29 protein-coding genes are annotated in these 24592 nt (G+C 70.3%); 17 read left to right on the top strand and 12 right to left on the bottom strand.

Annotation, left to right across the window (positions count from 1 at the left end):
- Positions 1-302 precede the first annotated feature (302 nt).
- Positions 303-1778: a sensor histidine kinase gene (locus OHT51_RS14720; protein ID WP_328879389.1), complete on the top strand. Its 1476-nt coding sequence runs from the start codon at positions 303-305 to the stop codon at positions 1776-1778.
- Between the two features lie 191 nt (positions 1779-1969).
- Here OHT51_RS14720 and OHT51_RS14715 read toward each other — a convergent pair whose 3' ends face one another.
- Together OHT51_RS14715 and OHT51_RS14710 are read right to left on the bottom strand one after the other, a co-directional pair.
- Positions 1970-2227 carry a WhiB family transcriptional regulator gene (locus tag OHT51_RS14715; RefSeq protein WP_006142322.1) on the bottom strand — a complete coding sequence of 86 codons (258 nt, stop codon included), beginning with the start codon at positions 2225-2227 and terminating at the stop codon, positions 1970-1972.
- A gap of 319 nt (positions 2228-2546) precedes the next feature.
- Positions 2547-3515 carry a diacylglycerol/lipid kinase family protein gene (locus OHT51_RS14710; protein ID WP_328879388.1) on the bottom strand — a complete coding sequence of 323 codons (969 nt, stop codon included), beginning with the start codon at positions 3513-3515 and terminating at the stop codon, positions 2547-2549.
- Positions 3516-3808: 293 nt separating this feature from the next.
- On the opposite strand from OHT51_RS14710, the gene OHT51_RS14705 reads away from it, so the two are divergent.
- Positions 3809-4255 (top strand): hypothetical protein, encoded by a 447-nt coding sequence (locus OHT51_RS14705; RefSeq protein ID WP_328879387.1) that lies wholly within the window; start codon positions 3809-3811, stop codon positions 4253-4255.
- A 21-nt stretch (positions 4256-4276) separates the two neighbouring features.
- Here OHT51_RS14705 and OHT51_RS14700 read toward each other — a convergent pair whose 3' ends face one another.
- From OHT51_RS14700 to OHT51_RS14690, 3 genes are all read right to left on the bottom strand, one after another.
- Positions 4277-5428, bottom strand: a complete 1152-nt coding sequence (locus OHT51_RS14700) for an RNA polymerase sigma factor SigF (protein ID WP_328879386.1) — start codon at positions 5426-5428, stop codon at positions 4277-4279.
- A complete protein-coding gene (locus OHT51_RS14695) occupies positions 5425-5838 on the bottom strand; it encodes an anti-sigma regulatory factor (protein WP_004925829.1) in 414 nt (137 codons plus the stop codon). Before OHT51_RS14695 ends, OHT51_RS14700 begins: the two co-directional genes overlap by 4 nt.
- Before the next feature lie 270 nt (positions 5839-6108).
- A complete protein-coding gene (locus OHT51_RS14690) occupies positions 6109-6369 on the bottom strand; it encodes a UBP-type zinc finger domain-containing protein (RefSeq protein WP_328879385.1) in 261 nt (86 codons plus the stop codon).
- A 91-nt stretch (positions 6370-6460) separates the two neighbouring features.
- On the opposite strand from OHT51_RS14690, the gene OHT51_RS14685 reads away from it, so the two are divergent.
- Positions 6461-8056, top strand: coding sequence for a Na+/H+ antiporter (locus tag OHT51_RS14685; RefSeq protein WP_328879384.1), 1596 nt, complete (start codon positions 6461-6463; stop codon positions 8054-8056).
- Here OHT51_RS14685 and OHT51_RS14680 read toward each other — a convergent pair.
- Both OHT51_RS14680 and OHT51_RS14675 read right to left on the bottom strand, forming a co-directional pair.
- Complete coding sequence (locus OHT51_RS14680; RefSeq protein WP_328879383.1) at positions 8038-8958, bottom strand: 1-aminocyclopropane-1-carboxylate deaminase/D-cysteine desulfhydrase; 921 nt, start codon at positions 8956-8958, stop codon at positions 8038-8040. The two genes, OHT51_RS14685 and OHT51_RS14680, sit on opposite strands and share 19 nt — an antisense overlap.
- A gap of 61 nt (positions 8959-9019) precedes the next feature.
- Positions 9020-9610, bottom strand: coding sequence for an N-acetylmuramoyl-L-alanine amidase (locus tag OHT51_RS14675; protein WP_328879382.1), 591 nt, complete (start codon positions 9608-9610; stop codon positions 9020-9022).
- 293 nt (positions 9611-9903) lie between these two features.
- Between OHT51_RS14675 and OHT51_RS14670 the strand changes: the two genes are divergently transcribed.
- The 3 genes from OHT51_RS14670 to OHT51_RS14660 all read left to right on the top strand — a co-directional run bounded on the left by OHT51_RS14670 (position 9904) and on the right by OHT51_RS14660 (position 13462).
- Positions 9904-11310 carry a family 2B encapsulin nanocompartment shell protein gene (locus OHT51_RS14670; protein WP_328879381.1) on the top strand — a complete coding sequence of 469 codons (1407 nt, stop codon included), beginning with the start codon at positions 9904-9906 and terminating at the stop codon, positions 11308-11310.
- Between the two features lie 123 nt (positions 11311-11433).
- Positions 11434-12561, top strand: coding sequence for a family 2 encapsulin nanocompartment cargo protein polyprenyl transferase (locus tag OHT51_RS14665; RefSeq protein WP_328879380.1), 1128 nt, complete (start codon positions 11434-11436; stop codon positions 12559-12561).
- A 307-nt stretch (positions 12562-12868) separates the two neighbouring features.
- On the top strand, positions 12869-13462 hold the full coding sequence (locus OHT51_RS14660) for a GNAT family N-acetyltransferase (RefSeq protein WP_328879379.1): 594 nt from the start codon (positions 12869-12871) through the stop codon (positions 13460-13462).
- A gap of 23 nt (positions 13463-13485) precedes the next feature.
- On the opposite strand, the gene OHT51_RS14655 is transcribed toward OHT51_RS14660, so the two are convergent.
- Positions 13486-14103, bottom strand: coding sequence for a TetR/AcrR family transcriptional regulator (locus tag OHT51_RS14655; RefSeq protein WP_328879378.1), 618 nt, complete (start codon positions 14101-14103; stop codon positions 13486-13488).
- Positions 14104-14227: 124 nt separating this feature from the next.
- Here OHT51_RS14655 and OHT51_RS14650 point away from each other — a divergent pair, with 124 nt between their 5' ends.
- The 6 genes from OHT51_RS14650 to OHT51_RS14625 all read left to right on the top strand — a co-directional run bounded on the left by OHT51_RS14650 (position 14228) and on the right by OHT51_RS14625 (position 17406).
- Positions 14228-14812 carry a dihydrofolate reductase family protein gene (locus OHT51_RS14650; protein WP_328879377.1) on the top strand — a complete coding sequence of 195 codons (585 nt, stop codon included), beginning with the start codon at positions 14228-14230 and terminating at the stop codon, positions 14810-14812.
- A gap of 26 nt (positions 14813-14838) precedes the next feature.
- The gene (locus tag OHT51_RS14645) at positions 14839-15075 is read left to right on the top strand and encodes a hypothetical protein (RefSeq protein ID WP_328879376.1); all 237 of its coding nucleotides are present in this window, start codon (positions 14839-14841) and stop codon (positions 15073-15075) included.
- A gap of 96 nt (positions 15076-15171) precedes the next feature.
- On the top strand, positions 15172-15588 hold the full coding sequence (locus OHT51_RS14640; protein ID WP_328879375.1) for a YciI family protein: 417 nt from the start codon (positions 15172-15174) through the stop codon (positions 15586-15588).
- A gap of 19 nt (positions 15589-15607) precedes the next feature.
- A complete protein-coding gene (locus OHT51_RS14635) occupies positions 15608-16834 on the top strand; it encodes an RNA polymerase sigma factor (protein ID WP_328879374.1) in 1227 nt (408 codons plus the stop codon).
- Between the two features lie 9 nt (positions 16835-16843).
- Entirely contained in the window at positions 16844-17176 is a 333-nt protein-coding gene (locus OHT51_RS14630; RefSeq protein WP_328879373.1) for a DUF952 domain-containing protein, read from the top strand.
- A complete protein-coding gene (locus OHT51_RS14625) occupies positions 17173-17406 on the top strand; it encodes a hypothetical protein (protein ID WP_328879372.1) in 234 nt (77 codons plus the stop codon). The genes OHT51_RS14630 and OHT51_RS14625 overlap by 4 nt, the downstream gene beginning before the upstream one ends.
- Here the strand turns inward: OHT51_RS14625 and OHT51_RS14620 are convergent.
- Positions 17403-18170, bottom strand: coding sequence for a VOC family protein (locus tag OHT51_RS14620; RefSeq protein ID WP_328879371.1), 768 nt, complete (start codon positions 18168-18170; stop codon positions 17403-17405). The genes OHT51_RS14625 and OHT51_RS14620 overlap by 4 nt on opposite strands.
- 179 nt (positions 18171-18349) lie before the next feature.
- Here OHT51_RS14620 and OHT51_RS14615 point away from each other — a divergent pair, with 179 nt between their 5' ends.
- The gene (locus tag OHT51_RS14615) at positions 18350-19504 is read left to right on the top strand and encodes an inorganic phosphate transporter (RefSeq protein WP_328879370.1); all 1155 of its coding nucleotides are present in this window, start codon (positions 18350-18352) and stop codon (positions 19502-19504) included.
- An 82-nt stretch (positions 19505-19586) separates the two neighbouring features.
- A complete protein-coding gene (locus OHT51_RS14610) occupies positions 19587-19820 on the top strand; it encodes a hypothetical protein (protein ID WP_328879369.1) in 234 nt (77 codons plus the stop codon).
- Positions 19821-19877: 57 nt separating this feature from the next.
- Here OHT51_RS14610 and OHT51_RS14605 read toward each other — a convergent pair whose 3' ends face one another.
- On the bottom strand, positions 19878-21185 hold the full coding sequence (locus tag OHT51_RS14605) for a glycosyltransferase family 39 protein (RefSeq protein WP_328879368.1): 1308 nt from the start codon (positions 21183-21185) through the stop codon (positions 19878-19880).
- A gap of 533 nt (positions 21186-21718) precedes the next feature.
- Between OHT51_RS14605 and OHT51_RS14600 the strand changes: the two genes are divergently transcribed.
- Together OHT51_RS14600 and OHT51_RS14595 are read left to right on the top strand one after the other, a co-directional pair.
- The gene (locus OHT51_RS14600; RefSeq protein ID WP_328879367.1) at positions 21719-22228 is read left to right on the top strand and encodes a GNAT family N-acetyltransferase; all 510 of its coding nucleotides are present in this window, start codon (positions 21719-21721) and stop codon (positions 22226-22228) included.
- Positions 22229-22237: 9 nt separating this feature from the next.
- Positions 22238-22948, top strand: a complete 711-nt coding sequence (locus OHT51_RS14595; protein WP_328879366.1) for a maleylpyruvate isomerase family mycothiol-dependent enzyme — start codon at positions 22238-22240, stop codon at positions 22946-22948.
- Between the two features lie 97 nt (positions 22949-23045).
- Here OHT51_RS14595 and sodN read toward each other — a convergent pair whose 3' ends face one another.
- Complete coding sequence (gene sodN / locus OHT51_RS14590; protein WP_007491258.1) at positions 23046-23441, bottom strand: superoxide dismutase, Ni; 396 nt, start codon at positions 23439-23441, stop codon at positions 23046-23048.
- A 145-nt stretch (positions 23442-23586) separates the two neighbouring features.
- Here sodN and sodX point away from each other — a divergent pair, with 145 nt between their 5' ends.
- On the top strand, positions 23587-24021 hold the full coding sequence (gene sodX, locus OHT51_RS14585; protein WP_328884324.1) for a nickel-type superoxide dismutase maturation protease: 435 nt from the start codon (positions 23587-23589) through the stop codon (positions 24019-24021).
- Here the strand turns inward: sodX and OHT51_RS14580 are convergent.
- Positions 23925-24554 (bottom strand): CGNR zinc finger domain-containing protein, encoded by a 630-nt coding sequence (locus tag OHT51_RS14580; protein WP_328879365.1) that lies wholly within the window; start codon positions 24552-24554, stop codon positions 23925-23927. The two genes, sodX and OHT51_RS14580, sit on opposite strands and share 97 nt — an antisense overlap.
- Positions 24555-24592: the final 38 nt, after the last annotated feature.

Raw genomic sequence — 24592 nt, 5'->3', positions numbered from 1 at the left:
ACCAGAGTGGTCTAGTCCACAATGCGAAGGAGTGCGTAGTACAAGAACGCACCGACTTCCGTCTTCCCCGCACAGGAAGGCGGACCGAGGAACCGGAGCTCTCTGCCCTGACTGCCCCGGCTCCTCATCCTTCGGCCGACCGGGACCGCACACCCCACGGCCGATGTTGCTCCGGGCTGCGGTGCCGGGAGGGCTGAGGGTCCCTCTCAGGCGCCGCGGCCCGCGGGTGTTTTCAGGGCCGTATCGCCTCCCGTAGTGGCTGGTTTCCAGCCATGTCCGTACCGCCAGGTACGCTCGGCCACGTGCCCTCCATGAACGAACTCGTACGCCAGCACACGGCCCTCGACGACTCCGACCTCGAGTGGCTCCACCTGCTGGTCTCGGAGTGGCAGCTGCTCTCCGACCTCTCCTTCGCCGACCTCGTCCTGTGGGTCCCCACCCGCGACGGCACCCGCTATGTCTCCGTGGCGCAGATGCGGCCCAACACCGGCCCGACCTCGTACCAGGACGACATGGTCGGCCACCTCGTCCCGCGCGGCCGCCGCCCCATGCTGGACGCCGCGCTCGACGAGGGCCGGATCGTGCGGGAGGGTGACCCCGAGTGGCGCGAGGAGGTCCCGGTCCGCGTCGAGTCGATTCCCGTACGACGTGACGGGCGCGTCCTCGGCGTCATCGCGCGCAACACCAACCTGCTGACCGTGCGCACCCCCAGCCGCCTTGAGCTGACGTACCTCCAAAGTGCCTCGGATCTCGCGCAGATGATCGCGGCCGGATCGTTCCCGTTCGCCAACCAGCAGGTCGACATGGACGCCTCGCCCCGCGTCGGCGACGGCCTGATCCGCGTCGACGCCGACGGCATCGTCCAGTACGCCTCCCCGAACGCACTGTCGGCTTACCACCGCCTCGGCCTCGCCGCCGACCTCGTCGGCCATCACCTCGGCAAGACCACCGCCGAACTCGCCCCGACGCAGGGACCGGTGGACGAGGCGCTCGCCAAGGTCGCCAGCGGCTGGGCACCGCGCGAGTTCGAGATCGAGTCCGGTGACGGTGTGATCCAGTTCCGTTCGATCCCGCTCAAGCCCAAGGGCACGCGCATCGGTTCGCTGGTGCTGCTCCGGGACGTCACAGAACTGCGCCGCCGCGAGCGCGAGTTGATCACCAAGGACGCGACCATCCGGGAGATCCACCACCGCGTCAAGAACAACCTTCAGACGGTGGCGGCCCTGCTGCGCCTCCAGGCCCGCCGCATCGAGTCCGACCGCGGCCGCGAGGCCCTCGAAGAGGCGGTACGGCGGGTCGGGTCGATCGCGATCGTGCACGAGACGCTCTCCCAGAACCTCGACGAGCGCGTGGAGTTCGACGACATCGCCGACCGGGTGCTGGCGATGGTCGCCGAGATCTCGCCCGGCAAGGTCGCCGGCCGGCGCACCGGCCGCTTCGGCATCCTGGACGCGGAGGTCGCCACCCCGCTGTCGATGGTCCTGACCGAGATCCTCCAGAACGCGCTGGAGCACGGCTTCCGCGAGGGCGACACCGGCACGGTCGAGGTCTCGGCCGTCCGCGGCGGTACGACGAAGCAGGTCCGCCTTCTGGTCACGGTCCAGGACGACGGCGTGGGCCTCCCCGAGGGCTTCGACCCGCACACCGCGGGCAACCTCGGCCTGCAGATCGTACGGACGCTGGTGGAGGGCGAGTTGGGCGGCACGTTCGACATGGTCCCGGCACCGGAGCGGGGGACCAGGGTGATCCTGGACATCCCGGTTCGGGCGCACAAGTAAGGCGCACGAGTACGGCGCACGAGTACGGGCGGACAGCAAAGAGCCCTGGACCATCCGGTCCAGGGCCAGTGCTCGTTGCTGCTCTGTGTTGCTAAGCGCATCGGGGGTACTGCGCGCTGCGGCTCGGGGGCGGGAGATGCGTACTCGCTGTACGCGCCGCCAAGCTCAGGCTGTTTGCGGGGCGGGTGTTGTCAGGCGGAGGCCTGACGGGCCCGGTTGCGGGCGGCACGGCGCTTCATGGCGCGACGCTCGTCCTCGCTGAGACCACCCCAGACGCCGGAGTCCTGGCCGGACTCGAGCGCCCACTGCAGACACTGATCCATAACGGGGCAGCGACGGCAGACGGCCTTGGCTTCCTCGATCTGCAGCAGCGCAGGACCGGTGTTGCCGATGGGGAAGAAGAGCTCGGGGTCTTCCTCGCGGCAAACGGCGTTGTGACGCCAGTCCATGGCTGCTACCTCTCCTTGGTATTACGTGCTGATTGCTTGTGAATGTGAACGCTTTCACGAATCCCTCAACAAGTGAAGGGCCGAACGCCAGGTTCCCTGGCGAGGTCCTGTGATTTGAAGAGGGGTTCCGGTGATCAGTGGAGGCCGGTCTTGCGGGCCGTCCCGATCGCCACGTAGAGACTCGCAAACCTCAGCGACGGATACAACCCCTTCCGGAAAGTTTTTTTTGATTCCTCGGTGTCGACTAGGTCACAGCCGTACTTCCATGGGGTGGATCCTGGCCTAAACGTTCGAGTGAAAGGACTTTAGCCCGTTCCGCTCACACAATCACACGCAGTGCACGGCGTACGCCTGTGAACGTCACGCTCGTACGCAGCCCCAGGTGGTCGCCGTCCATCTGAAGGGGCAAAGGGACCTTCGAATGCAAGGTGAACTGGTCCAGGTCGTGGAGCGTGACCGCATGCCTGCCATGGGCTCCGCGCTCGGGGGACGAAGTGAGCAACTGGGTTGCATACCGGGCAACCGCGACCGTGGACATACGGCTGAGACCGAGCACGTCGAGGCCGGTATCGAACGAGGCCTTAGGCGCCGCGTACACCGGGCGATTGCCCAGATACGTCCACGGAGCGGTGTTGCAGATTATGGACAGCACCAAATCGGTCACCGGATCCTGCCCCGGCCGCTCCAGTGTGATAGTGCCGTGCCGGCGGTTGGGCTCCTGCAGGAACTGGCGTACCACCTGGCGCAGATAAAGGGCGTGCGTGGACCTCTTGCCGCGCTCGCGCTGCTGCTCGACCCGGCCGACGACGCCGGCGTCGAAGCCGAGGCCCGCACAGAAGGTGAACCATCTGTCGGGTACGGCTTCGTCCTCCGTGCCCGGGGTGCCGGCCGCTATGCCCATTCCGACCGTACGTTCGCTGCCTTCGCGCAGGGCGTCGAGCAGGGCGCCGGTCGCCTCCACGGCGTCGTTGGGCAGGCCGAGGGCGCGGGCGAAGACGTTGGTGGAGCCGCCGGGGACCACGGCGAGGCGGGGGAGACGGTCCGGGTCGGGGCCGTTGTGCAACAGTCCGTTGACGACCTCGTTCACGGTGCCGTCGCCGCCGAGGGCGACCACCAGGTCGACGTCGTCGCTCTCCGCCGCCTGCCGGCCCAGGTCACGCGCGTGGCCGCGGTACTCGGTGGTGACGGCCTCCAGCTTCATCTCGCTGGCGAGCGCGTGGATCAGGACATCGCGCGTACGTGCGCTTGTGGTGGTTGCTGCCGGATTGACCACGAGAAGTGCACGCATGACTGGCAGCGTACCTACTGGGGGGTACCGGGCACAGGTCGAGGTTGGGATCTAGTAAGAGATGAGGCGTGAGTCTCGACACGGGGGACTGCCGTCGGCCTGGCCGTGGTTTCTGTGCGGTCGGTTTCATGGGCGGTCGGCGTTGCTGCGGGCCCGCCGGGGGCTGCCGACCCCGGGCCCCCGCTTCGGCCCTGAAGGTCCTCGTCCTCAAACGCCGGACGGGCTGAGATGTCTGGCCGGCCTCCGTCAGGTGCGGGCGGGAGGGCGATATCGCGGAGGGCTACCCTTCAAGGGTGACCAAGGAGCAGACCCCCACCACCCCGGAAACCGCCGGTCCGCGTCCGCGGCGGCTGACGTATGCGGCGGCACTGACCGCGCTGGAAGGGCTGGCGCTGACCGTCGGGGGTGTCTGGGTGCTGGTGCTGGGGCTCACCGGGGATCCGGACGATCGGCAGCAGGCCGTCACCCTGGGCGTGACGCTGGTCGTCCTCGCCCTGCTGCCCCTGCTCGCCGCGCGAGGGCTGTTCGCTCAGCGCAGCTGGAGCCGGGGGCCGTCCGTCATCACGCAGATCATGGCGCTGCCGGTGGCCTACAGCCTGCTGCAGGCCGACAGCATTGCGATCCCGGCGGGCATCGCGATCGCTGCGGTCGCGAGCGCCACGCTCGTGTTCCTGATCAACCCGGCGACCACCCAGGCCCTCGGCATTCGGGGGCCCGGCAGCGCACCGGATCAGAAGTAGCCGGCGGCTCTCAGGGAGCCGTTACTCCTCCACCAGCAGCTTCTCCCGCAGCTGCGCCAGCGTGCGGGCCAGCAGGCGGGACACGTGCATCTGGGAGATGCCGACCTCCTGCGCGATCTGCGACTGGGTCATGTTGCCGAAGAAGCGCAGCAGCAGGATCCGCTTCTCGCGCGGCGGGAGATCTTCGAGCAGCGGCTTCAGCGACTCGCGGTACTCGACGCCCTCCAGCGCCTCGTCCTCCGCGCCGAGGGTGTCCGCGACCGCAGGGGACTCGTCGTCCGTGTCGGGGACGTCCAGGGACAGCGTGGAGTACGCGTTGGCGGACTCCAGGCCCTCCAGGACCTCCTCCTCCGAGATCGCCAGCTTCTCGGCGAGTTCGTGGACGGTCGGGGAGCGCCCGTGCTGCTGGGACAGCTCGGCCGTGGCCGTCGTCAGGGCGAGGCGCAGCTCCTGGAGACGCCGCGGCACCCGCACCGCCCAGCCCTTGTCGCGGAAGTGCCGCTTGATCTCGCCGACGACCGTCGGGGTCGCGTACGTCGAGAACTCGACGCCACGCTCCGGGTCGAACCGGTCGACCGACTTGATCAGACCGATGGTGGCGACCTGGGTGAGGTCGTCGAGCGGCTCGCCGCGGTTGCGGAAGCGGCGCGCGAGGTGCTCGACGAGCGGCAGGTGCATACGGACCAGCTTGTTGCGCAGGTCCGCGTACTCCGGGCTGCCGTCCTGCAGCTTGCGCAGCTCGACGAACATGGCGCGCGCCCCGCTGCGGTCCTGAGGGTGGTGCTGCGTGGCCTGCACGCTGTGCGCGCTCATCGCCTCGTCCTCGGCGTTTCGCTGGTGCTCGCTCATCGTCCCGCCCGTTGCCCTCTCCCGAGCCCTCGCCCCCGCGCGGACCGGGGAGACCCCGGCCCGCCCGCCCGGAGGCGCGCCCTGCACGGCGCCTTCGTCATCCCGTCCGTCGGCCAGGAAGCCGGCCTCCGCGGAGTTGTCCTCCGGGTGCGGCCGGGCCTGCTCGGGGATGCCGTCGATGCCGTCCGCCATGCGTCGGGAACCGCTCGGACCGCTCGGGCCCACTCCCGGGTTCTCGGCTCCGTCCGAGCAGGGGGCAGCGCCGTCCGACAGCTCCCGTGTGCCGCGCTCTTCGTCCCGCACCGGCCCGTCCCCGTTCCTCACGCCGGCCCGGGTCCCGCGCCGCGCTGTTTGTAGAGGCTGATCGAAACGGTTTTGTCCTCGTCCACGGCGGAGGAGACCTTGCCCGCGAGGGCCGAGAGCACGGTCCAGGCGAAGGTGTCCCTGGAGGGGGCGTGGCCGTCCGTGGTCGGGGCCGAGACGGTGACCTCGAGCGAGTCGTCGACGAGTCGGAAGACACAGCTGAGCACCGAGCCGGGCACGGCCTGCTGGAGCAGGATCGCGCAGGCCTCGTCCACCGCGATGCGCAGGTCCTCGATCTCGTCGAGGGTGAAGTCCAAACGGGCCGCGAGGCCGGCAGTCGCCGTACGCAGCACCGACAGGTAGGCACCCGCAGCCGGCAGCCGGACTTCCACGAAGTCCTGGGTCGCGGGCTCGCCTGCGATCTGGGACACCCTCACCTCCAAGGTGGTACAAGCTTCTCGGGGCCGAGGGTCGCCCCCCGGGGTAACGCGATGTGTGGTTCAGCGGTGACGCTATCGCGCTCTGAACTTTCCTGTCCCCAGGACCCCAACCCCTTGCTGTCACTCATAGTAAACACACGGATACGCTCCGTGGCTAGGGGGTCTGCGGGCCCAATTGGGAAGAGCGCGCGCCGGTTTGACGTACCCAGGCGTCAGACGGTCGAACCGTCCGGATCCTCGGTTGTCCAGCGTACGTCCCCGTCACACGAGTACGTGGTCGACAAAGCACCAGCGCCAGAGTTCGCCGGGCTCGAACGTCCGCATGATCGGGTGGCCGGACTCCTTGTGGTGCTCCGTGGCGTGCCGTCCCGGCGACGAGTCGCAGCAGCCGACGTGACCGCAGGTGAGGCAGAGCCGCAGCTGAACCGGGTGCCAGCCCTCTGCCAGACACTCGGGACATGTCTCGTTGAGCGGACCGGGTTCCGGGTGCGGCAGCGCGTCGGCGTGCGTGCACTGTTTCATGATTGCCAGGTTACGACGGCCACGCGCGCGACGGCGCGGAAAATCGAGGGCGGGCCGCGACGACGCACGAGGGCGAGGGTGGGCGAGGCGTATGGACGTGATGCCACTGCTGTTGCTGGTGGCCGGGAGTGCCGCTGTTGCCGCGGCCGCTCGGCGGGCGCCCGTGCCGGCGCCGCTGCTGCTGGTCGCCGTCGGCCTCCTCGTGTCGTACCTGCCTGGCGTCCCGGAGTACACCCTCGACCCGCACATCGTCCTGCCGCTGGTGCTGCCCCCGCTGCTGCACAGCGCGGCGACGGACAGTTCGTATCTCGATCTGCGGGCTCAGTTGCGGCCCGTGATGCTGCTGTCGGTCGGGTACGTGCTGTTCGCGACCTTCGCCGTCGGCTGGATCGCGTATCTCGTCGTACCCGGGCTGCCGCTGACCGCGGCGCTGGTGCTGGGCGCGGTGGTGGCGCCGCCGGACGCGGTCGCCGCGACGGCGGTCGCGCGCCGGGTGGGGCTGCCGTCCAGGATCACCACGATCCTGCAGGGCGAGTCCCTGGTGAACGACGCCACCGCGATCACCGCCTATCGCGTGGCGCTCGCGGCGGCCGTCGGTGAGGGTGCCACCTGGGCCGGCGGCATCGGCGAGTTCCTGCTCGCGGCGTTCGGCGGCATCGGCATGGGCCTGGTGCTGATGGTGCCGATCCACTGGCTGCGCACGCACGTGAAGGAGGCGCTGCTGCAGAACACCCTCTCGCTCCTGATCCCGTTCGTCGCGTACGCGGCGGCCGAGCAGGTGCACGCCTCCGGAGTGCTGGCGGTCGTGGTCGTGGCCCTGTACCTGGGACACCGCGCGTGGGAGGTCGACTTCGCCACCCGGCTCCAGGAGGAGGCCGTGTGGAAGATGGTTGCGTTCGTACTGGAGTCGGCGGTGTTCGCCCTGATCGGCCTGCAACTCCCGGTGGTGCTCAAGGGCCTTGGCGAGTACGAGGGCAACCGCGCCGCCTGGTACGCGTTCGCCGTCTTCGCGGTGGTCGTCGCCTCGCGCTTCGTGTGGGTCTACCCGGCGACCTTCCTGCCGCGCATGCTGTCGGCGCGGATCCGAAAACGCGAGCAGAACCCGACCTGGAAGGGCGCGTTCGTCATCTCCTGGGCCGGCATGCGAGGCGTGGTGTCGCTGGCCATCGCCTTCTCCATCCCGCTCACGATGCACGGCGGCGAGCCGTTCCCCGAGCGCAACCTCATCCTCTTCCTGACCTTCACGACGGTCATCGGCACGCTGGTCGTCCAGGGCGTGACGCTGCCGCCGCTGATCCGCCTGCTGAAACTCCCCGGCCGTGACATCCAGGCCGAGACCCTCGCGGAGGCCAACGCCCAGGCGCAGGCCTCCCGCGCCGCCGAACGACGGCTGGAGGAACTCCTCTCCGACGACCGCAACGCCCTCCCCGAGGCCCTCGCGGACCGTCTGCGGGCCGTCCTGGAACGCCGCCGCAACTCCGTCTGGGAACGCCTCGGCCAGGCCAACCCCATCACCGGCGAGTCCGTCGACGACACCTACCGCCGCCTGTCCCGCGAGGTGATCGGCACCGAACGAGAGGTGTTCGTGAAACTGCGGGACGGGCGCTTCATCGACGACGAGATGCTGCGGACCATGCTGCGCAGGCTGGACCTGGAGGAGGCGGCGGCCTATCGCGAGGCAGGCTGAGCGCCGAACGGAGCCCCGGTGACAACGGCGGCGACCGTCGCCCCACGGGCAAAGGCCCCCTCCTCCACCAGCACCACAAGCCCATACAGCAACTTGGCGACATAGAGACGCTCGACAGCCATCCCATACCGCTCCTCGAAATCCTCGGCGAAGGCGTCGAGCTCAGCGGTCGTACGGGCAAACCCTCCGAAGTGGAACCGCTCGTCAAGCCGCCAATCACCCCGCGGCCCCCCGAACGCCTCCGCCTGCAGCCCCCGTACCTCATCACCCAGAAAGCCACCCTTGAGTACGGGCACACCCAAGGCGCGCTGCCCGGGCCCCAGCCCGGCGGCCAGCCCCGCCAGCGTCCCGCCCGTCCCACAGGCGACGGCGACCACGTCGGCCTGCTCCCGCAACTCCTCCCCGAGCGCCCGGCACCCCCGTACGGCAAGGGCATTGCTCCCGCCCTCCGGCACGACGTACGCCTCCTCCGCACCGGCCTCATGCAGGATGCCCGCCAACGTCTCCGGCTCGGCCTTGCGGCGATAAGTCGCTCTGTCGATGAAATGCAGCCGCATACCGTCGGCCACACACCGCTCCAACGACGGATTGAGGCGCCGCTCACCGAGTTCCTGGCCCCGCACCACACCAACCGTGCTCAGCCCCAGCAGCCGCCCCGCGGCAGCGGTGGCACGCAAATGGTTGGAGTAGGCGCCACCGAAGGTCACCACCGTGCGCCCGTCCGCCGCCGCCAGATTCGGCACAAGCTTGCGCCACTTGTTGCCGACCAACTCCGGATGGATCAGATCGTCCCGCTTGAGGACCAGCCGTACACCGCCCCGCTCGAACCGCGCGTCCACGACCTCCTGCACCGGCGAGGGAAGCCGGGGCCGCAGGTCGGTCACGAAGTCGAGGTGGTTCACCAGGCCATTGTCGCCCGGCCGGCCGCCGGGGGCAGCGACGGGCCGCCGCAGGCATCCCGCCCTAGGACAACCGCTCCCGGATCCGCGCCCGCATCGAAGCCATGGTGAACCCCCGGGGATCCACCTTCCCGGGCTGCCACTCCAGATGCCCGATCACCGACCGCTCAGTCCACCCGTGATGACGGCACACAGCCGCCGACACGCGCTCGATCGCCTCCAGCTGAGCCGCCGGCCAGGGGTCCTGTCCGTCACCCAGGTTCTCGCACTCGAAGCCGTAGAAGTGCCGGTTGCCGTCGGTGTTGGCCTCGTTGTCGGCCGGCAGCGCGCTTTCGGCGATGACCGCGCGGAGGACGTCGTCGTCACCGAGCCCGGCGTGGTTGGCACGGCCGTAGCCGACCAGATGCACCCGCCCGTCCTTCGTGATGACGCCGTGGCACAGCGGCCCGGGCAGCCCCTCGTAGCCCTTGCGGCAGAGCTCCACGGTGTGCGCGCTGCCCTTGGTCACCGTGTGGTGGATCATCACGCCGTGGACGGGACCCCACGGCCCCACGTGGTTGCGGTTGTGGTGCTCCCAGTCGCCGACCTCGACGACGGTCGCACCCTCCGCCCGAAGTCTCTCCAGGAATCTGCTCGCGGACATGGGTGAGGCCATGACCGCCCCCTTCGCGCCGTGCGCCGACCGCCCACCGCGGCCGTCTCGTATCGGTGCTTTACCGAAAACAGCCCCAAGCGACTCCTCGAATCGCACGGCGTACGAGTCGTTTTGGCCAACCACTGCGACGGCAACCTTGGACAAGGTCCCTCTATTTGCCCAGTGGACCGTGATCCATTCCCGCTCTTTCGGGTAATAGCACCGGCACCCTCAGTGATGGAAGGCTCGGTCGCGGAGATCGCGATACGTGGCGCCAGACAGGCGCCGGTGCACGACCGGGAGGGCAATTCCTTATGTCGGTAGGCGAAGAGGTCCGCACTGAGCAGGGCAAGCCGCAGCAGAGTCTCGGCACGGCGGCCGCGCGGAACCTGGCCACCACGACCAAGTCCGCACCCCAGATGCAGGAGATCAGCTCCCGCTGGCTGCTGCGCATGCTGCCATGGGTGAACGTGCAGGGCGGCACGTACCGGGTGAACCGCCGTCTGACCTACGCCGTCGGCGACGGCCGTGTCACGTTCGTGAAGACCGGGGACCGCGTCGAGGTCATCCCGGCCGAACTGCGCGAACTGCCGGCCCTGCGGTCGTACGAGGACGAGGACGTGCTCGCGGAGCTCGCTCAGCGCTGCCAGCAGCGGGAGTTCACGGCGGGGTCCTTGATCGCCTCGTTCGGCAGCCGGACCGACGAGGTCTTCCTGCTGGCGCACGGCAGGGTGGAGAAGCTCGGCACCGGTCCCTACGGGGAGGACGAGTCCCTCGGCGTCCTCGCCGACGGCGCCTACCTCGGCGACCAGGCGCTGCTCGACTCCGACGCCATCTGGGAGTACACGGTCCGTGCCGCCACCGCGTGCACGGTGCTCGTCCTGCCCCGCCAGGACGTCGAGCAGGTCGCGGAGCGCGCGGAAACCCTCAGCCAGCACCTTGAGCAGCTCCGGGCGATCCCCGCGCAGCGCACCAACAAGTACGGCGAGAAGGAGGTCGACCTCGCGGCCGGCCACAGCGGTGAGCCGGACATCCCGCACACCTTCGTCGACTACGAGGCCCGGCCCCGTGAGTACGAACTGAGCATCGCCCAGACCGTGCTGCGCATCCACTCGCGCGTGGCCGACCTCTACAACCAGCCCATGAACCAGACGGAGCAGCAGCTGCGCCTGACCGTGGAGGCCCTGAAGGAGCGGCAGGAGCACGAGCTCATCAACAACCGCGAGTTCGGGCTGCTCAACAACTGCGAGTACGACCAGCGGCTCCAGCCGCACGACGGCGTGCCCAGCCCCGACGACATGGACGAGCTGCTGTGCCGGCGGCGCGGCACCAAGCTGTTCCTCGCCCACCCGCGCGCGATCTCCGCGTTCGGTCGTGAGCTGAACAAGCGCGGCCTGGTCCCCGAGACCATCGAGATGGCCGGCAACCGCATCCCCACCTGGCGCGGCGTGCCGATCTTCCCGTGCAACAAGATCCCGGTCTCCGACGCCCGTACGACCTCGATCATCGCCATGCGTACGGGCGAGGGGGAGCAGGGCGTCATCGGACTGCAGCAGGCGGGCATCCCGGACGAGATCGAGCCGAGCCTGTCCTGCCGGTTCATGGGCATCAACGAACAGGCCATCATCAAGTACCTGGTGACGGCCTACTACTCGGCAGCGGTCCTGGTGCCGGACGCCCTCGGTGTGCTGGAGAACGTCGAGATCGGGCGCTGGCGGTGACCTTTGCCGCCACGACGCCGTGTCCCGCGCTCCCCGTGTGGGTAGACCCTCGGCGTAGGTGCCCAGCCGTAGCGGAAGGGCCACCGTCCGCCGACTCTCCGAGGCGATGCCATGGGTGAGTTCATGACGGAGACGCAGCAACGCCCCGCCGGGGCGGGGCCGTCCACCGAGACGCTCGAGAGGCAAGGGCCCATCGCGACCGAGACGGACGGCGGGCCGGGCCCGCTCGACGGGCCCGAGGCGGGGGTGATCCTGGAGCGCGCCCGGGCGTCGGTCGACCCCGAACTGCGCGCCGCCATCGAGTCGTTGCCGCCTTCCCTCCGCCGGATCGCGCTGTACCACTTCGGCTGGCAGCACCCGGACGGCACCCCGGCGGCGGGCAACGCCGGCAAGGCGATCCGGCCCGCGCTCGTCCTCACTGCGGCCGCCGCAGTCGGCGGACCGGGGGCGCGGGCGGCCGCCGTACGGGCGGCGGTGGCGGTGGAGCTGGTCCACAACTTCACGTTGCTGCACGACGACGTGATGGACCGGGACACCACCCGCCGGCACCGGCCCACCGCCTGGACCGTGTTCGGCGACGCCGACGCGATCCTCGCGGGGGACGCCCTCCAGGCGCTGGCCCTGCGGCTGCTCGCCGAGGATCCGCATCCGGCGTCCGCCGCCGCGGCGGCCCGGCTCGCGGACTGCGTCATCGAGCTGTGCGCCGGACAGCAGGCGGACACGGCGATGGAGAAGCGGGGCCCCGGCGAGGTCGGGCTGGACGAGGTGCTCGCCATGGCCGAGGCCAAGACCGGCGCGCTGCTGGGATGCGCCTGTGCCCTCGGCGCGCTGTACGCGAGCGCGGCGGAGGAGGACGTGGCGGCGCTGGACGCGTTCGGCCGTGAGGCCGGGCTCGCCTTCCAGCTCATCGACGACGTGATCGGTATATGGGGCGACCCGAGCCACACCGGCAAGCCGGCCGGTGCGGACCTCGCCGCCCGCAAGAAGTCCCTGCCGGTCGTCGCCGCGCTGACCTCGGGCGGTCCGGCGGCGGCGGAGCTGGCCGCGCTGTACGAAGTGCCGTACGACAAGGAGGACCTGCAGCTGACTGCGCTCGCCGTCGAGCGGGCCGGTGGCCGCGACTGGGCGCAGACCCAGGCCGCGGAGCGGATGGCACGCGCCATGCAGGAGCTGGCCCGTGCGGTGCCCGACCCGGAGGAGGCGGGCGGACTGCTGGCGCTGGCCGAGTTCGTCACGCGGCGCAGCAACTGAGGACAGCGGCAGCCGGCGGCCGTACTGGTCGAGGCCGCGGCGGCCGACGGTGGTGAAGACCCCGGAGCTTTCGGGGCCGTACGGTTCCTGACCCCGTACGGCCGCCGAGCGGCTCCGGACCGGCGGGTCCCGCACATCCCCACGGTGTGCGGGGCCCGCCTCTGTGTACCGGGTCCCCTTCAATCGCGTCACCGATCAACCGGGTTGCTGTGCAGCGGCCGTATCTCGACAAACTCGGCCCGCGGACCGCACGCCGGCTCTCATCGCTCTACGATCAAGACCGGTTGACGCGAAGGGGCGGGTGGAGATGGGCGTGGCGATCCGGACGGCGGGCGAGGCGGACCGGGAGTCGGTGGTCCGGCTGCTGGACGCGGCCTTCCAGGACGATCCGGTCAGCGGCTGGGTGTTCCCGGGCGAGGAGTACCGCCGTAGGACCCACCGAAGGCTCATGGCCGCGTTCACCGACATCGTGCTGGCCCACGGCCGAATAGACCTCACCGAGGACGGCACGGCGTGCGCGCTGTGGATGTCCGTACCGGCCGTCGAGCACGACGAGAACGACGACGGGCCCGCCCTGCTGCGCCAGGACGTCGACCCGGACAACGAGCGCGTCGAGATGATCGGCCGCCTGACGGCCCGGATCCATCCCGCGGGCCGTGCCCACGAATACCTGTGGATGATCGCCGCGGCACCCGGCCGCCAGGGCGAGGGGCTCGGCACCGCGCTCATCAACGCCGTGCTCGACCGCTGTGACCAGGAGGGCCTGCCCGCCTATCTGGAGGCGAGCAGCGACCGCAGCAGGCAGTTGTACGAGCGTCTCGGCTTCGAGTTCAAGGGCCGTCCCCTCGACCTCCCGGACGGTCCGCGGATGTGGCCGATGTGGCGCGAGCCGCGCGGCTGAGCTGAGTCACCGGCAGCCCTGACCTACTCCTCGGGACCGTCGGGACCCTCGGGACCGTCGGGCACGATCGTCGCCACGATCCGCTCGACCAGCCCGTCCGGCACGCCGACCCCGGGCAGAACCCCGTCCAGCACGTCGGGCAGGGTCAGGTGCTCCAGGAGCAGCCCGAGGACCGCGAGATAGAGCACGGTGACGACCTCGTCGCCGCCGGGCAGGCCGGCGTTGCGGTGGAACTCCAGGGCCTCGTCCAGGTCGCCGCGCACCGACTTGGTGAAGGAGGAGCGCAGTTCGGGGCGCCGCTGGGCCTCCAGGCGCATCTCCAGCAGGGCCAGATAGCCCGTTCTGTCGCCGGTCGCGCGGGCCATCAGGTCGTGCATGAAGGCGGCGACAAGGGAGCGGTCCTTCGGCCGGGTCATCAGTCCGGCGATCACCTGAGGGTCGGGCGCGAGCCGCACGTGCAGCCGGGCGTCGATCTGGCGGAGCAGGTCGTCGCGCCCGGTGAAGTAGTTGGAGGCGGTGCCGACCGGCACCCCGGCCTCGGTGTCCACCGCGCGGAACGTCAGCCCGCGTGCCCCCTCGCGGGCGAGCACCTCGACGCCGGCGTCGACGAGTGCGGCCCGGCGTTCCGGATTGCCCGCCATTCGGAATCTCCTCTCCCACTTTCCCCGGTCACAGAAATGGCCTTGCAACCACTACAAGCGAAGTACTACAACTGAAGCACTACAACCGCAGTGGTTGTCCGACACCTTACGAAAAGAGACCGGCTTGCGAAAGCTCACGTACTTCATCGCCTGTTCGATCGACGGGTTCATCGGGGACCCGAGCGGCGATGCGACCTCGATGTACACCTTCGTCGACGAGGAGTTCCTGGAGTTCCTCAAGGCGGAGCACCCGGAGACCGTGTCGACCCCCGCCCGTCGCGCCCTCGGGTTCGACGACCTGCCCAACCGACGGTTCGACACGGTGATCCAGGGCCGCAGCAGTTACGACCTGGCACTGAAGGAGGGCCTGACCAGCCCCTACGCCCATATGCGCCAGTACGTCGCCTCGCGCACGCTGACCGAGTCGCCCGACCCGCAGGTCGAGATCGTCTCGGACGACGTGGTCGGCAAGGTCCGCGAGCTGAAGGCGGAAGACGGCGAGTTCGGCATCTACCTGTGCGGTGGAGCGCAGCTGGCCGGCGCGCTGCTCGACGAGATCGACGAGCTCGTCATCAAGACGTACCCCATCGTGTACGGCACGGGTATGCCGATGTTCGGATCGGACTTCGCCGTCACGGAGTTCACCCTCGGCGAGACGCGCACGTTCGGCAACGGCGCCGTGGTTCGTACGTACAGCAGGAAGCGCTGAGCCCTCTCCCGCCCTACTCTGAGGACATGGGCAGCCAAGCGCACCACTGTCCCGACTGCGGACAGCCCGTAGAGACGGTCGTCCGGCGCCACAAGACGCTGGGCGCCTGGGTCCCCACCTGGGTGGCGGGCCCGTGCCACAACCCCGAGTGCGGGGCGTACGCCGAGGCAGGCGCCGAGCACGAGGAGAAGCACGAGCAGCCGGACGCTCCCGGCACACCCACCGTGGACACCACCGTGAAACCCACCGCGAAAAATTCCTGAGCCCCCTGTCGAGAATCCTGGCCCGGCTCCGACGTCCCCTGTGAGAGCCGCCCGCCAAGGGCGGCCCGAGCCGACGGAAGCAGAAGGAGCGGACTGATGAAGTACCTGGTCATGGTGCAGGGCACGCAGGCGGACTACGAGGCGATGCAGGGCAAGGGGTCCGAGAACTCCGTCGCCTGGAGCCAGGAGGACATCCAGGCGATGTACGCCTTCATGCAGGCCCTCAACAACGACCTCGCCGAGAGCGGCGAGATGGTCGACGGACAGGGACTGACCGAGCCCGCCAAGGGCCGGCACGTCACGCTGGGCGACGACGGCAAGGCAGTGATCACCGACGGCCCGTACAGCGAGACCAAGGAGCTGCTGGCCGGCTACTGGGTGCTGGACTGCGCGAGCCTGGAGCGGGTCACGGAGATCGCCGAGCGCGTCCTGCAGTGCCCCCAGCCCGCCGGGGCCCCCGTGTACCCGGTGGTGATCCGGCCCATCGACGACGGGTCCGGGGACGTCGGCTGAGACATCGGCCGAGCCGTAGGTGAGCGCCACACCCGAGACCGAGGACCTGCTGCGCCGACACGCGCCGCAGGTCCTCGGCGCGCTGGTACGGCGCTACGGCCACTTCGACAGCGCCGAGGACGCCGTACAGGAGGCCCTGCTCGCGGCGGCCGAGCAGTGGCCGCGGACCGGCGTCCCGGACAACCCGCGCGGCTGGCTGATCAAGGTCGGGGCGCGGCGGCTCACCGACGCGCTGCGTGCGGAGCAGTCGCGCCGGGCCCGGGAGGACAAGGCCGCGGCGCTGATGCCGAGGGATGCCTTCACGGCCCCGCCGCCGGGAGCGGACAGGGCGCCCCGCGAGGACGACACCCTCACCCTGCTCTTCCTGTGCTGCCACCCGGACCTGACTCCGCCCGCCCAGATCGCCCTCACCCTGCGTGCCGTCGGCGGTCTGACCGCGGCGGAGATCGCCCGCGCGTACCTGGTCCCCGAGGCGACCATGGCCCAGCGCATCAGCCGGGCCAAGCAGAAGGTCCGCGGGGTGCGCTTCGGCCGGCCCGACAACTGGGAGAACCGCCTGCCCGCGGTCCTGCAGACCCTGTACCTGATCTTCAACGAGGGCTATACGGCGACTTCGGGTACGAGCCTGCTGCGGCGCGAACTCGCCGGTGAGGCGATCCGGCTGACCCGCGCGGTCCACCGCCTCCTCCCCGACCACGGCGAGGTGGCCGGCCTGCTCGCGCTGATGCTGCTCACCGACGCCCGCCGCGACGCGCGCACCGGCCCGCACGGCGAACTCGTCCCCCTCGACGAGCAGGACCGCAGCCGCTGGGACAAGGCCGCGATCGACGAGGGCGTCGCCCTGGTCACCCGCGCCTTGTCCCGGGGCCCCGCCGGCCCGTACCAGCTGCGCGCCGCCATCGCCGCCGTCCACGACGAGGCGCCCTGCGCCACGGAGACCGACTGGCAGGAGATCCTCGGCCTCTACGACGTCCTGGTGCGCCTCGTCCCCGGGCCCGTCGAGCGTCTCAACCGCGCGGTCGCCGTCGCCATGGCCCAGGGCCCGCGCGCCGGGCTGGCAGAACTGGCCGCGCTGGAGGACGAGCTGGGTGCCGGGCACCGCCTGGACGCGGTCCGTGGCCACCTCCTGGAGCGGGCCGGCGCCCACGACGAGGCACGCGCCGCCTACGAGGCCGCGGCAGCCAAGACGCTGAGCCTGCCGGAACAGCGCTATTTGCACGCGCGGGCGGCGCGGCTGAAGCCGTAACCTCGCCGCATGCCGGAACACACGTACATCCTCCACATCACCGAACGCTCCCTCTGGGACGAGGCCCGCGCGCGGGGCACGTACGAGATGTCGACACGTGGTCGCACGCTGCGGGACGAGGGCTTCATCCACTGCTCGACCCGCGCCCAACTCCCCGCCGTGGCCGGCTTCCTGTACGGCTCCTACGACGGCCCCGACGAACTGGTGGTCCTGGTCGTGGATCCGGCCCGGCTCGACGTGCCGCTCAAGTACGAGGCGCCGGAGCCGGGCGGCGAGGAGTTCCCGCATGTGTACGGGCCCATTCCGGTGAACGCGGTGGTGGATGTGGAGCCCTGGAGGTGACGGGACGCCGCCGGTTATGGCGCTGGGTCGTGACGGTGTGGGTGATCGCCGTCGTCGTCGCGGGCGCGCTGACGCTGTGGTTGCAGGACTCGGCGCAGCCGCCGGGGCCGAACCGCTGGGGGAATGCCGAGCCGAGCCCATCGCTGCCGGAGGGCCGGGAGTCGGCGTGCGCGAGCGTCACGCCCGACGAGAACGGCCGGGCAGCCTGCCTCGTCGTGACCACCCGTTAGCCGGCCAGTTTGCCGGTCTCCGGATCGCGCCCCGTCAGGCAGTACGTGCCGCCCGCCGGATCGCGCATCACCGTCCAGTGGGCGCCCTCGGCGACGAAGCCCGCGCCCAGTTCCTCGTGCCGGGCGCGGACCGCCGCGATGTCCGCGCAGGCGAGGTCCAGGTGGGCGGAGGCCCGGGGTTCCGCACCGGGCCGCTCTGCGTCGCGCCGCTCCTCGCCGAGACGCTGGAGCAGGATACGGACGGGAAGCCCGGACGGTGGCTTGAGCACATGGAACTCGGGGCGGGAGCCGGGCACCGACTCCCAGCCGTCCAACAGGGCGCTCCAGAAGGCGACTTCGGATGAGTACCGCGACGGCGGTACGTCAACGCAGACCTGGTCGAGCCGGCTGCCGTGCACCACGCGCGGCCGCACCGACTCCCCGTGCCAGGGCACGGCACAGAACAACTGCCCGGCGGGCGACCGCAGTACGGCCCACCCGTCGTGCTCGGCGGCGACACCCGCCCCCACCGCGAGCGCCGAGGCCACGAATCCCGGTACGTCGTCCACGGCAAAGTCGAGATGGGCGCCACCGGGGCCCGAGTCGACCCCCTGGACCTTCACGCAGGGGTCGGCCCCGCCATCCGGCAGCAAGGTCACGAACTCCCCCTGCTCGCCCCGGAATTCGGACAGCCGGGTGTCCGTCACCGCAGTCCAGAAGGTGTGCGCCCGGGTGAAGGACGCGACGGGGCGGTCGATGAAGGCGTAGGTCCAGCGGATGCTCATGGGGCGATCGTAGATCGGCAGGGGCGACCAGGGCCCGCGGCGGCCGTACGGCGCACTCCAGCGCACTCAAGCTTCGCCACGCGGGCTTTGCAGGACCCTTACCAACCGCGCGCCGGCTCCTGGGACACGCTTTGCCGTCGGTTCTCCGTGAATTGGTCCGGGCTTGTTTGCATTGGGGAATGGACCACATCACGTTCCTGGTGGCGGTCGTCATCGTGACGGCCCTCGCATTCGACTTCACCAACGGATTCCACGACACGGCGAACGCGATGGCCACGTCCATCGCCACGGGGGCGCTCAAACCCAGGACGGCCGTGCTCATCAGCGGCGTCCTGAACGTCGTCGGTGCCTTCCTGTCCACCGAGGTCGCCAAGACGATCTCCGGCGGCATCGTGGACGACTCACTCGTCAGCCCGGGCATGATCTTCGCGGGTCTGGTCGGGGCGATCCTGTGGAATCTCCTCACCTGGCTGGTCGGGCTGCCGTCCAGTTCGTCGCATGCGCTGTTCGGCGGACTGATCGGGGCCGTCTGGGTGGGTGCGGGGTCGCACGGCGTGCACTTCGACAAGGTTGTCGAGAAGGTACTGATCCCCGCCGTCGCCTCGCCGCTCGTGGCGGGGATCGCGGCGCTGCTGGCCACGTACCTGGCGTACAAGCTCACTGCTCGCGCCCGCAAGGACTCCGTCACCAAGGGCTTCCGGGTCGGCCAGATCGCCTCGGCCTCGCTCGTCTCCCTCGCCCACGGCACCAACGACGCGCAGAAGACGATGGGCGTCATCACACTGACCCTGATCTCGGCGGGCGCCCTGGGTCATGACGCGGGCCCGCCGGTGTGGGTGATCGCCTCGGCCGGACTGGCGATCGGCCTCGGCACCTACCTCGGCGGCTGGCGGATCATCCGCACGATGGGCAAGGGCCTGACCGAGATCCAGTCCCCGCAGGGCTTCGCCGCCGAGACGGCCTCAACGACGGTGATCCTCACCTCGGCCCACCTGGGCTTCGCCCTGTCCACCACGCAGGTCGCCTCGGGCAGCATCCTCGGCGCGGGCCTGGGCCGCCGGCTGGCGGAGGTCCGCTGGGGCGTGGCCGGGCGCATGGTCGTGGCCTGGCTGGTCACCCTGCCCGCCGCCGCGCTGGTCGGCGGCGTCTCGGCGGGCGTGGTCAAGCACGGCGGCAACCTCGGTACGGCCGTGGTCGCGCTGGTGGGTGCGGCCGTCTCCGCCGGGATCGTGTTCATCTCCCGCCGCAACCCGGTGTCCGCGCACAACGTCAACGACACCCACGAGGTCACGGTGCGCAGCACGGAGGCGCCCAAGGTCGGCGCGGCCGCCTGAGACAGCGATCGGCTGAGACAGCGATCGGCTGAGACAACGATCGCCTGAGACAACGATCGCCTGAGACAAGGGAGTTCACATCATGAACCTCGACTGGACCGCACTCGGCCAGGTCGCCGCGGTGAGCCTCGCCGTCACCGTGGCCGTGGTCGCCGTCTTCGCACTCGGCGTGCTGGGTCTTGCCCGCTGCGAAGGGGCACGCGAGGAAGGCGGCGGCACGTCCACGCTGGGCCTCACGCAGGCCGGGCTGTGCTTCGTCGCGTGCGCCGCGGTGGTGGCGTACGGGATCCATCTGATCGTGCCCCAGTTCCACTGACCGGGCGCGGACGGACGGTCGAAGGGGCCTGGCCCGACGTTGCGCCGGCCGGGCTCCTCAGCGTCGCTCGTACACCGTCACCCGTCGCCCGCGGACCTGCACGTCCGCGACCAGCTTGAAGTGCTTCTCCAGCACAGCGGTCTTGGCGTGGTCACGCTTCCCCGCCAGTGGCCGCGCCACCTCGGACGCGTCGGTGAGCAGCAGTATCCGCCGCTGTGCCAGCATCGCGGCCCGTATCCGGTCCGGACCGGCCTCCTCGCCCTTCAACGTCCCCGACGCCGCCGGGCCTTCCGCCAGCGCGACGTCCCGCAGCCCGGCGAAGTCTTCGGGGGAGACCAGCGCGGAGTCGCGCCGGGCGGCCGGTATGTAGACCACGGCGTCCCCGGGGTGCTTCAGCCGCCGTACGTCCGCCGCCACCGCCAGGACGTCGTCCACACGGCTCTCCGGGGCACGCTTGGCCAGCGACTGCGGCAGCAGCGCGACGACGGCCGCAGTGACCGCGACCGGCACGAGCCACGGCGCCGCTCTCGGGAACCGCGGCCGGGCCGCCCGTACGGCCGTGCCGAGTGCCGAGCCGATCAGCAGGGCCAGTCCCAGCATGCTGAACAGCACGTAGCGGTCCAGGAAGAGCGGCTTGGCCAGGGACAGCCCGATGAGGGCGAGTTGCGGGACGGCCAGCAGGGGCAGCGCGACGGGCGCCACCGACAGCCGTCCCGCGCGCGGCCGGTCCAGCAGGGCCCCGAGCCCGCCGATCGCCAGCAGGATGGCGGGCCCGATCAGCATGTGCCAGGTCAGCGGCGGTATCCAGGAGACCTGAGCGGACTGGCGCCGGCTGAACAGGATCAACGGCAGCACCGCGGCCACGGCTACGGTCGCGGCCGGGGCCCAGCGCATCCAGGTCCCGCGCCGGGCACGCGTCCACAGCAGGGTCGTCAGGTGCGCGGGCAGGATCAGCAACGACAGCCAGTTCAGCAGCCCGCACACCGCGACCGTGCCGCCGTACGCGACCCAGTGCATCGCTCGGCCCCGCCCTTCGAGGACGGTCACCAGCAGCAGGGTCGAGATCGCCGCACCGGCCGCGACCAGCGCGTACGGACGGCCCTCCTGGAGATAGAACTGCACGGCCGGAAGAAGCCCGAACGCCAGCCCTCCCGCCAGGCCCGCCCAGGCCCCGGCGAGCCGATGGCCGATGGCCGTCACACAGGCCGCCGCCACCGCCATGGCCAGCACGGAGGGCAGCCGCAGGGTCGTGGTGCCGGCCCCGAACCATTGGAAGAGGCCGTGCATCAGCAGGTAGTAGAGCCCGTGCACGGAGTCGACGTTGCCCAGCATGTGCCAGATGTCGCCGACGGGCCGGCGGGCCACCTGCCAGGTCGCGGCCTCGTCCCGCCACAGACTGTCCTGCCGGGACAGCCCCCACAGCCCGAGGGCAAGGGTCCACAGCAGGGGGATCGGCCACAGATGCGGGCGGCGGGGCAGGGGGTATCTCCCAGGGGATCGACATTCCGTCCGGCGGGAGACTGACCGCCGGATGATGTGATCTCCACTCGCCCGCTGTCGCAGAGCACCCCGGACAACGCCTCGGCCACGCGGGCCGAGACGGGAGCCGAGTGCTGCTGACCTTCCCCCGTGGGCCCACCCGCCAGGGTGTTCGACCTCCGGGTGGACGTTCCAGAACCTACGGGACGTCAACAGTCCCCGGCCACCGTTTACCGCGTGAACACAATCACCACGAATTCAGGGAACCTTGGGTCCGGGTCGGCCAGGGCGGTCGGCCATGATCCGGGGCATGGACGAGATGGTGCTGATGTCGGACTCTCCCCTGCGGGAGACCAAAGGCCGCCGAGAAGGGCGGAATTGGATGGACACGGTCGGTACGGTGACCGATGATCTCCGGCATGATCCGTGCCGCCACCGTGAACGACGTCGCGACGATCCGCGCGATGATCCGTGAACTCGCCGAATACGAACGGGCCATTGAGCAGGTTCGGGCGACCGAGGAGCAGCTTCGCGAGGCGCTGTTCGGAGAGCATCCCGCCGCCTTCGTACTGATCGCCGAGGACGACGAAACGGGTGAGGCCGTCGGGTTTGCCCTGTGGTTCCCGCTTTTCTCGACGTGGACCGGTACGCGCGGCATGCACCTGGAGGATCTCTACGTACGTCCGCCCGCCCGTGGCGGTGGACACGGCAAGGCTCTGCTCGCCTCGCTGGCAGCGATCTGTGAACGCAGAGGCTACGAGCGCTTCGAATGGTGGGTCCTTGCCTGGAACGAGCCGACGATCGACTTCTACAAGTCCCTCGGCGTGGAGTTCCTGGACGAGTGGAGGATTTGCCGGCTGAGCGGTGAGCCCCTGAGGGACCTCGCTGCCCGGGTCCCGGCTGTTCTCCATCGGCCCTCGGCCTCGTAGGACGGCTTCATGCAGCCCCCTGTCACAGCAGTGATCGAAGCTCACGGCGCCCTGGAACGGCTCGCGGCTGGACTCACCGACGAGCAGGTCACCGAGGCATCCGGACTTCCAGGCTGGTCACGCGGCCACGTCCTGGCGCATCTCACCGACAACGCGAGAATGTTCGCCCGTCTCGCGGTGCATGCGCTGCGCGGTGAGCTCGTGGCGGGCTACGACGGCGGGACGGCCGAGCGGAACGCGATCATCGAGGCCACAGCGGGGCGCAGTGCCGCCGAGCACCGCGCGGCACTCGTCGCACACATGGCCGCGCTCGAAGCAACCTGGGCGCGCGCCGACGACATGGACTGGAGCCGTCCGGTCACGTTCCGCAACGCGAACCTGGCCGCCACCGTATTCGCGCGCTGGCGCGAGGCATGGATCCACATGGTCGACCTGGACGTCGGCGTACCGCCGGACGACTGGCCCGAGGACCTGGCCGCACACGCCATCGACTTCCTCCTCGGCCGCCTTCCGGCAGGCACACACCTCCACGCCGAGGACGCGCGGCGCCAGTGGTCCGTCGGCGGCGGGCCGCCGGGCACGGCGGTCACCGGACGCGTACGCGACCTGGCGGCCTGGCTGGCCGGACGCACGCCCACCGTCTCACCGGTGGCTGCCGAGGGGCTGCCCGCTCTCGGACCCTGGCCGCCGCACCCGCCGCAGCGACTGGACCGTGCGTGACGTCCTTCCGGAGAGGGAGCCCACTCATGCCGAAGGGGCCCGCCCGGCGAACCGGTCGGACCCCTTCGGGTCGGGAGAACGATGAAAGAGCCTTGAGTCAGGCCTTCTTCGTCTCCCAGAAGATCTTGTCGATCTGGGCGATGTAGTCCAGAGCCTTCTGACCCGTCGCCGGGTCGGTCGAACCCTTGGCGGCCGAGAGGGCCTTCAGGGCGTCGTTGACCAGCTGGTGCAGCTCCGGGTACTTCTCGAAGTGCGGCGGCTTGAAGTAGTCGCTCCAGAGCACCGAGACGTGGTGCTTGGCGAGCTCGGCGCGCTGCTCCTTGATGACGGTGGCGCGCGCCTGGAAGTGCGGGTCGTCGTTGGCGGCCATCTTCTCCTGCACGGCCTTCACCGACTCCGCCTCGATGCGGGCCTGGGCCGGGTCGTACACGCCACAGGGCAGGTCGCAGTGCGCACTGACCTTGACCTTGGGGGCAAACAGGCGGGAAAGCATGGAGCATTCCTTCCTCGTGATCGTCTTCTCAGGTGGGACATTACTCCCTGCAAGACAGGTTTTCGCGAGTGCCCCCATGGGCTTAGGACAAAAGTCCAGGGTCAGACTGAGACTGGTGGAGGACCGTACCGGGGAGGTGCCGGGGATGCCGGAGTTGTCGCAGGAGACCGAGCGCGGGCGGGCTGCGCAGCCCTTCGGATGGGCCGAGGTGACCGGGCCGTCGATGGTGCCCACGCTGCACAACGGCGATCTGCTCGTCGTGTCGCACCGGGGCCGGATCAGGCCCGGTGACGTCGTCGTCCTGCGTCATCCCTTCCAGCAGGACCTGCTGGTCGTCAAGCGCGCCGCGGAACGCCGCGAGGGCGGCTGGTGGGTGCTCGGGGACAACGCGTACGCCGGTGGCGACAGCACCGACTACGGAGTCGTGCCGGACGAGCTGATTCTGGGCAAGGTCCGGCTGCGGTACCGGCCGCGCAAGGCGGATCAGCGCTCGCCGTTCACGCTGGCGCGCTGGGCGCTGTCGGCCGTACGGCCCGTATTCGCCGACCGGTCGGCCTCCAGGCGCTTGCGGGCGCGGTAGGCGGCCACGTTGGCGCGGGTCGCGCAGCGGTCCGAGCAGTAGCGCCGGGAGCGGTTGGTGGAGGTGTCCAGGTAGGCGTTGCGGCACGGGGCCGCCTCGCACAGGCCCAGACGGTCCACGCCGTACTCCGTCAGGTGGAACGCCAGGCCCATCGACGCGATGGCCGCGAAGCCCGCGGTCGCGTTCGACGGGTGGTCCGCGAGGTGCATGTGCCACAGGGGGCGGCCGTCGTCGTCGCGGAAGTCGTGGCCGGAGATCTGCGGGCTCACCGGGAACTCCAGCAGGAGGGAGTTCAACAGGTCGACGGCCAGGGTCTCGTCGCCGGTGTCCGCCGCCGCGAAGACCGAGCGCAGCCGGGCCCGGACCGCGCGGAACCGCGTGACGTCGGCGTCGGTGGCGCGGCGGGCCGCCGACTGGTTGCCGCCGAACAGGTCGCGGACGGCCTCGACCGAGGTCAGTGAGTCCTTGCCCCGGGCCGGGTCCTCGCTGTTGACGAGTCGTACGGCGTAGTCCGAGTAATAGGCCAGTTCCACTTGTAGTCCTTACGGAGGCGTTCTATCGTCGTGGTGCG

Origin of the sequence: Streptomyces sp. NBC_00299 (genome assembly GCF_036173045.1) — a bacterium.
Taxonomy (GTDB): domain Bacteria; phylum Actinomycetota; class Actinomycetes; order Streptomycetales; family Streptomycetaceae; genus Streptomyces; species Streptomyces machairae.
This window is presented reverse-complemented; position numbering and strand designations above follow the sequence as displayed.

What these genes read in the sequence shown, in the direction of transcription:
- OHT51_RS14715 (WP_006142322.1), bottom strand. Translation starts at nt 2,227, where the DNA reads ATGGACTGGCGTCACAACGCCGTTTGCCGCGAGGAAGACCCCGAGCTC.
- OHT51_RS14610 (WP_328879369.1), top strand. Translation starts at nt 19,587, where the DNA reads ATGAACCTCGACTGGACCGCACTCGGCCAGGTCGCCGCGGTGAGCCTC.
- OHT51_RS14670 (WP_328879381.1), top strand. Translation starts at nt 9,904, where the DNA reads ATGTCGGTAGGCGAAGAGGTCCGCACTGAGCAGGGCAAGCCGCAGCAG.
- OHT51_RS14640 (WP_328879375.1), top strand. Translation starts at nt 15,172, where the DNA reads ATGAAGTACCTGGTCATGGTGCAGGGCACGCAGGCGGACTACGAGGCG.
- OHT51_RS14615 (WP_328879370.1), top strand. Translation starts at nt 18,350, where the DNA reads ATGGACCACATCACGTTCCTGGTGGCGGTCGTCATCGTGACGGCCCTC.
- OHT51_RS14690 (WP_328879385.1), bottom strand. Translation starts at nt 6,369, where the DNA reads ATGAAACAGTGCACGCACGCCGACGCGCTGCCGCACCCGGAACCCGGT.
- OHT51_RS14630 (WP_328879373.1), top strand. Translation starts at nt 16,844, where the DNA reads ATGCCGGAACACACGTACATCCTCCACATCACCGAACGCTCCCTCTGG.
- OHT51_RS14645 (WP_328879376.1), top strand. Translation starts at nt 14,839, where the DNA reads ATGGGCAGCCAAGCGCACCACTGTCCCGACTGCGGACAGCCCGTAGAG.
- OHT51_RS14595 (WP_328879366.1), top strand. Translation starts at nt 22,238, where the DNA reads ATGCAGCCCCCTGTCACAGCAGTGATCGAAGCTCACGGCGCCCTGGAA.
- OHT51_RS14620 (WP_328879371.1), bottom strand. Translation starts at nt 18,170, where the DNA reads ATGAGCATCCGCTGGACCTACGCCTTCATCGACCGCCCCGTCGCGTCC.
- OHT51_RS14710 (WP_328879388.1), bottom strand. Translation starts at nt 3,515, where the DNA reads ATGCGTGCACTTCTCGTGGTCAATCCGGCAGCAACCACCACAAGCGCA.
- sodN (WP_007491258.1), bottom strand. Translation starts at nt 23,441, where the DNA reads ATGCTTTCCCGCCTGTTTGCCCCCAAGGTCAAGGTCAGTGCGCACTGC.
- sodX (WP_328884324.1), top strand. Translation starts at nt 23,587, where the DNA reads ATGCCGGAGTTGTCGCAGGAGACCGAGCGCGGGCGGGCTGCGCAGCCC.
- OHT51_RS14600 (WP_328879367.1), top strand. Translation starts at nt 21,719, where the DNA reads ATGATCCGTGCCGCCACCGTGAACGACGTCGCGACGATCCGCGCGATG.
- OHT51_RS14685 (WP_328879384.1), top strand. Translation starts at nt 6,461, where the DNA reads ATGGACGTGATGCCACTGCTGTTGCTGGTGGCCGGGAGTGCCGCTGTT.
- OHT51_RS14655 (WP_328879378.1), bottom strand. Translation starts at nt 14,103, where the DNA reads ATGGCGGGCAATCCGGAACGCCGGGCCGCACTCGTCGACGCCGGCGTC.
- OHT51_RS14665 (WP_328879380.1), top strand. Translation starts at nt 11,434, where the DNA reads ATGACGGAGACGCAGCAACGCCCCGCCGGGGCGGGGCCGTCCACCGAG.
- OHT51_RS14660 (WP_328879379.1), top strand. Translation starts at nt 12,869, where the DNA reads ATGGGCGTGGCGATCCGGACGGCGGGCGAGGCGGACCGGGAGTCGGTG.
- OHT51_RS14675 (WP_328879382.1), bottom strand. Translation starts at nt 9,610, where the DNA reads ATGGCCTCACCCATGTCCGCGAGCAGATTCCTGGAGAGACTTCGGGCG.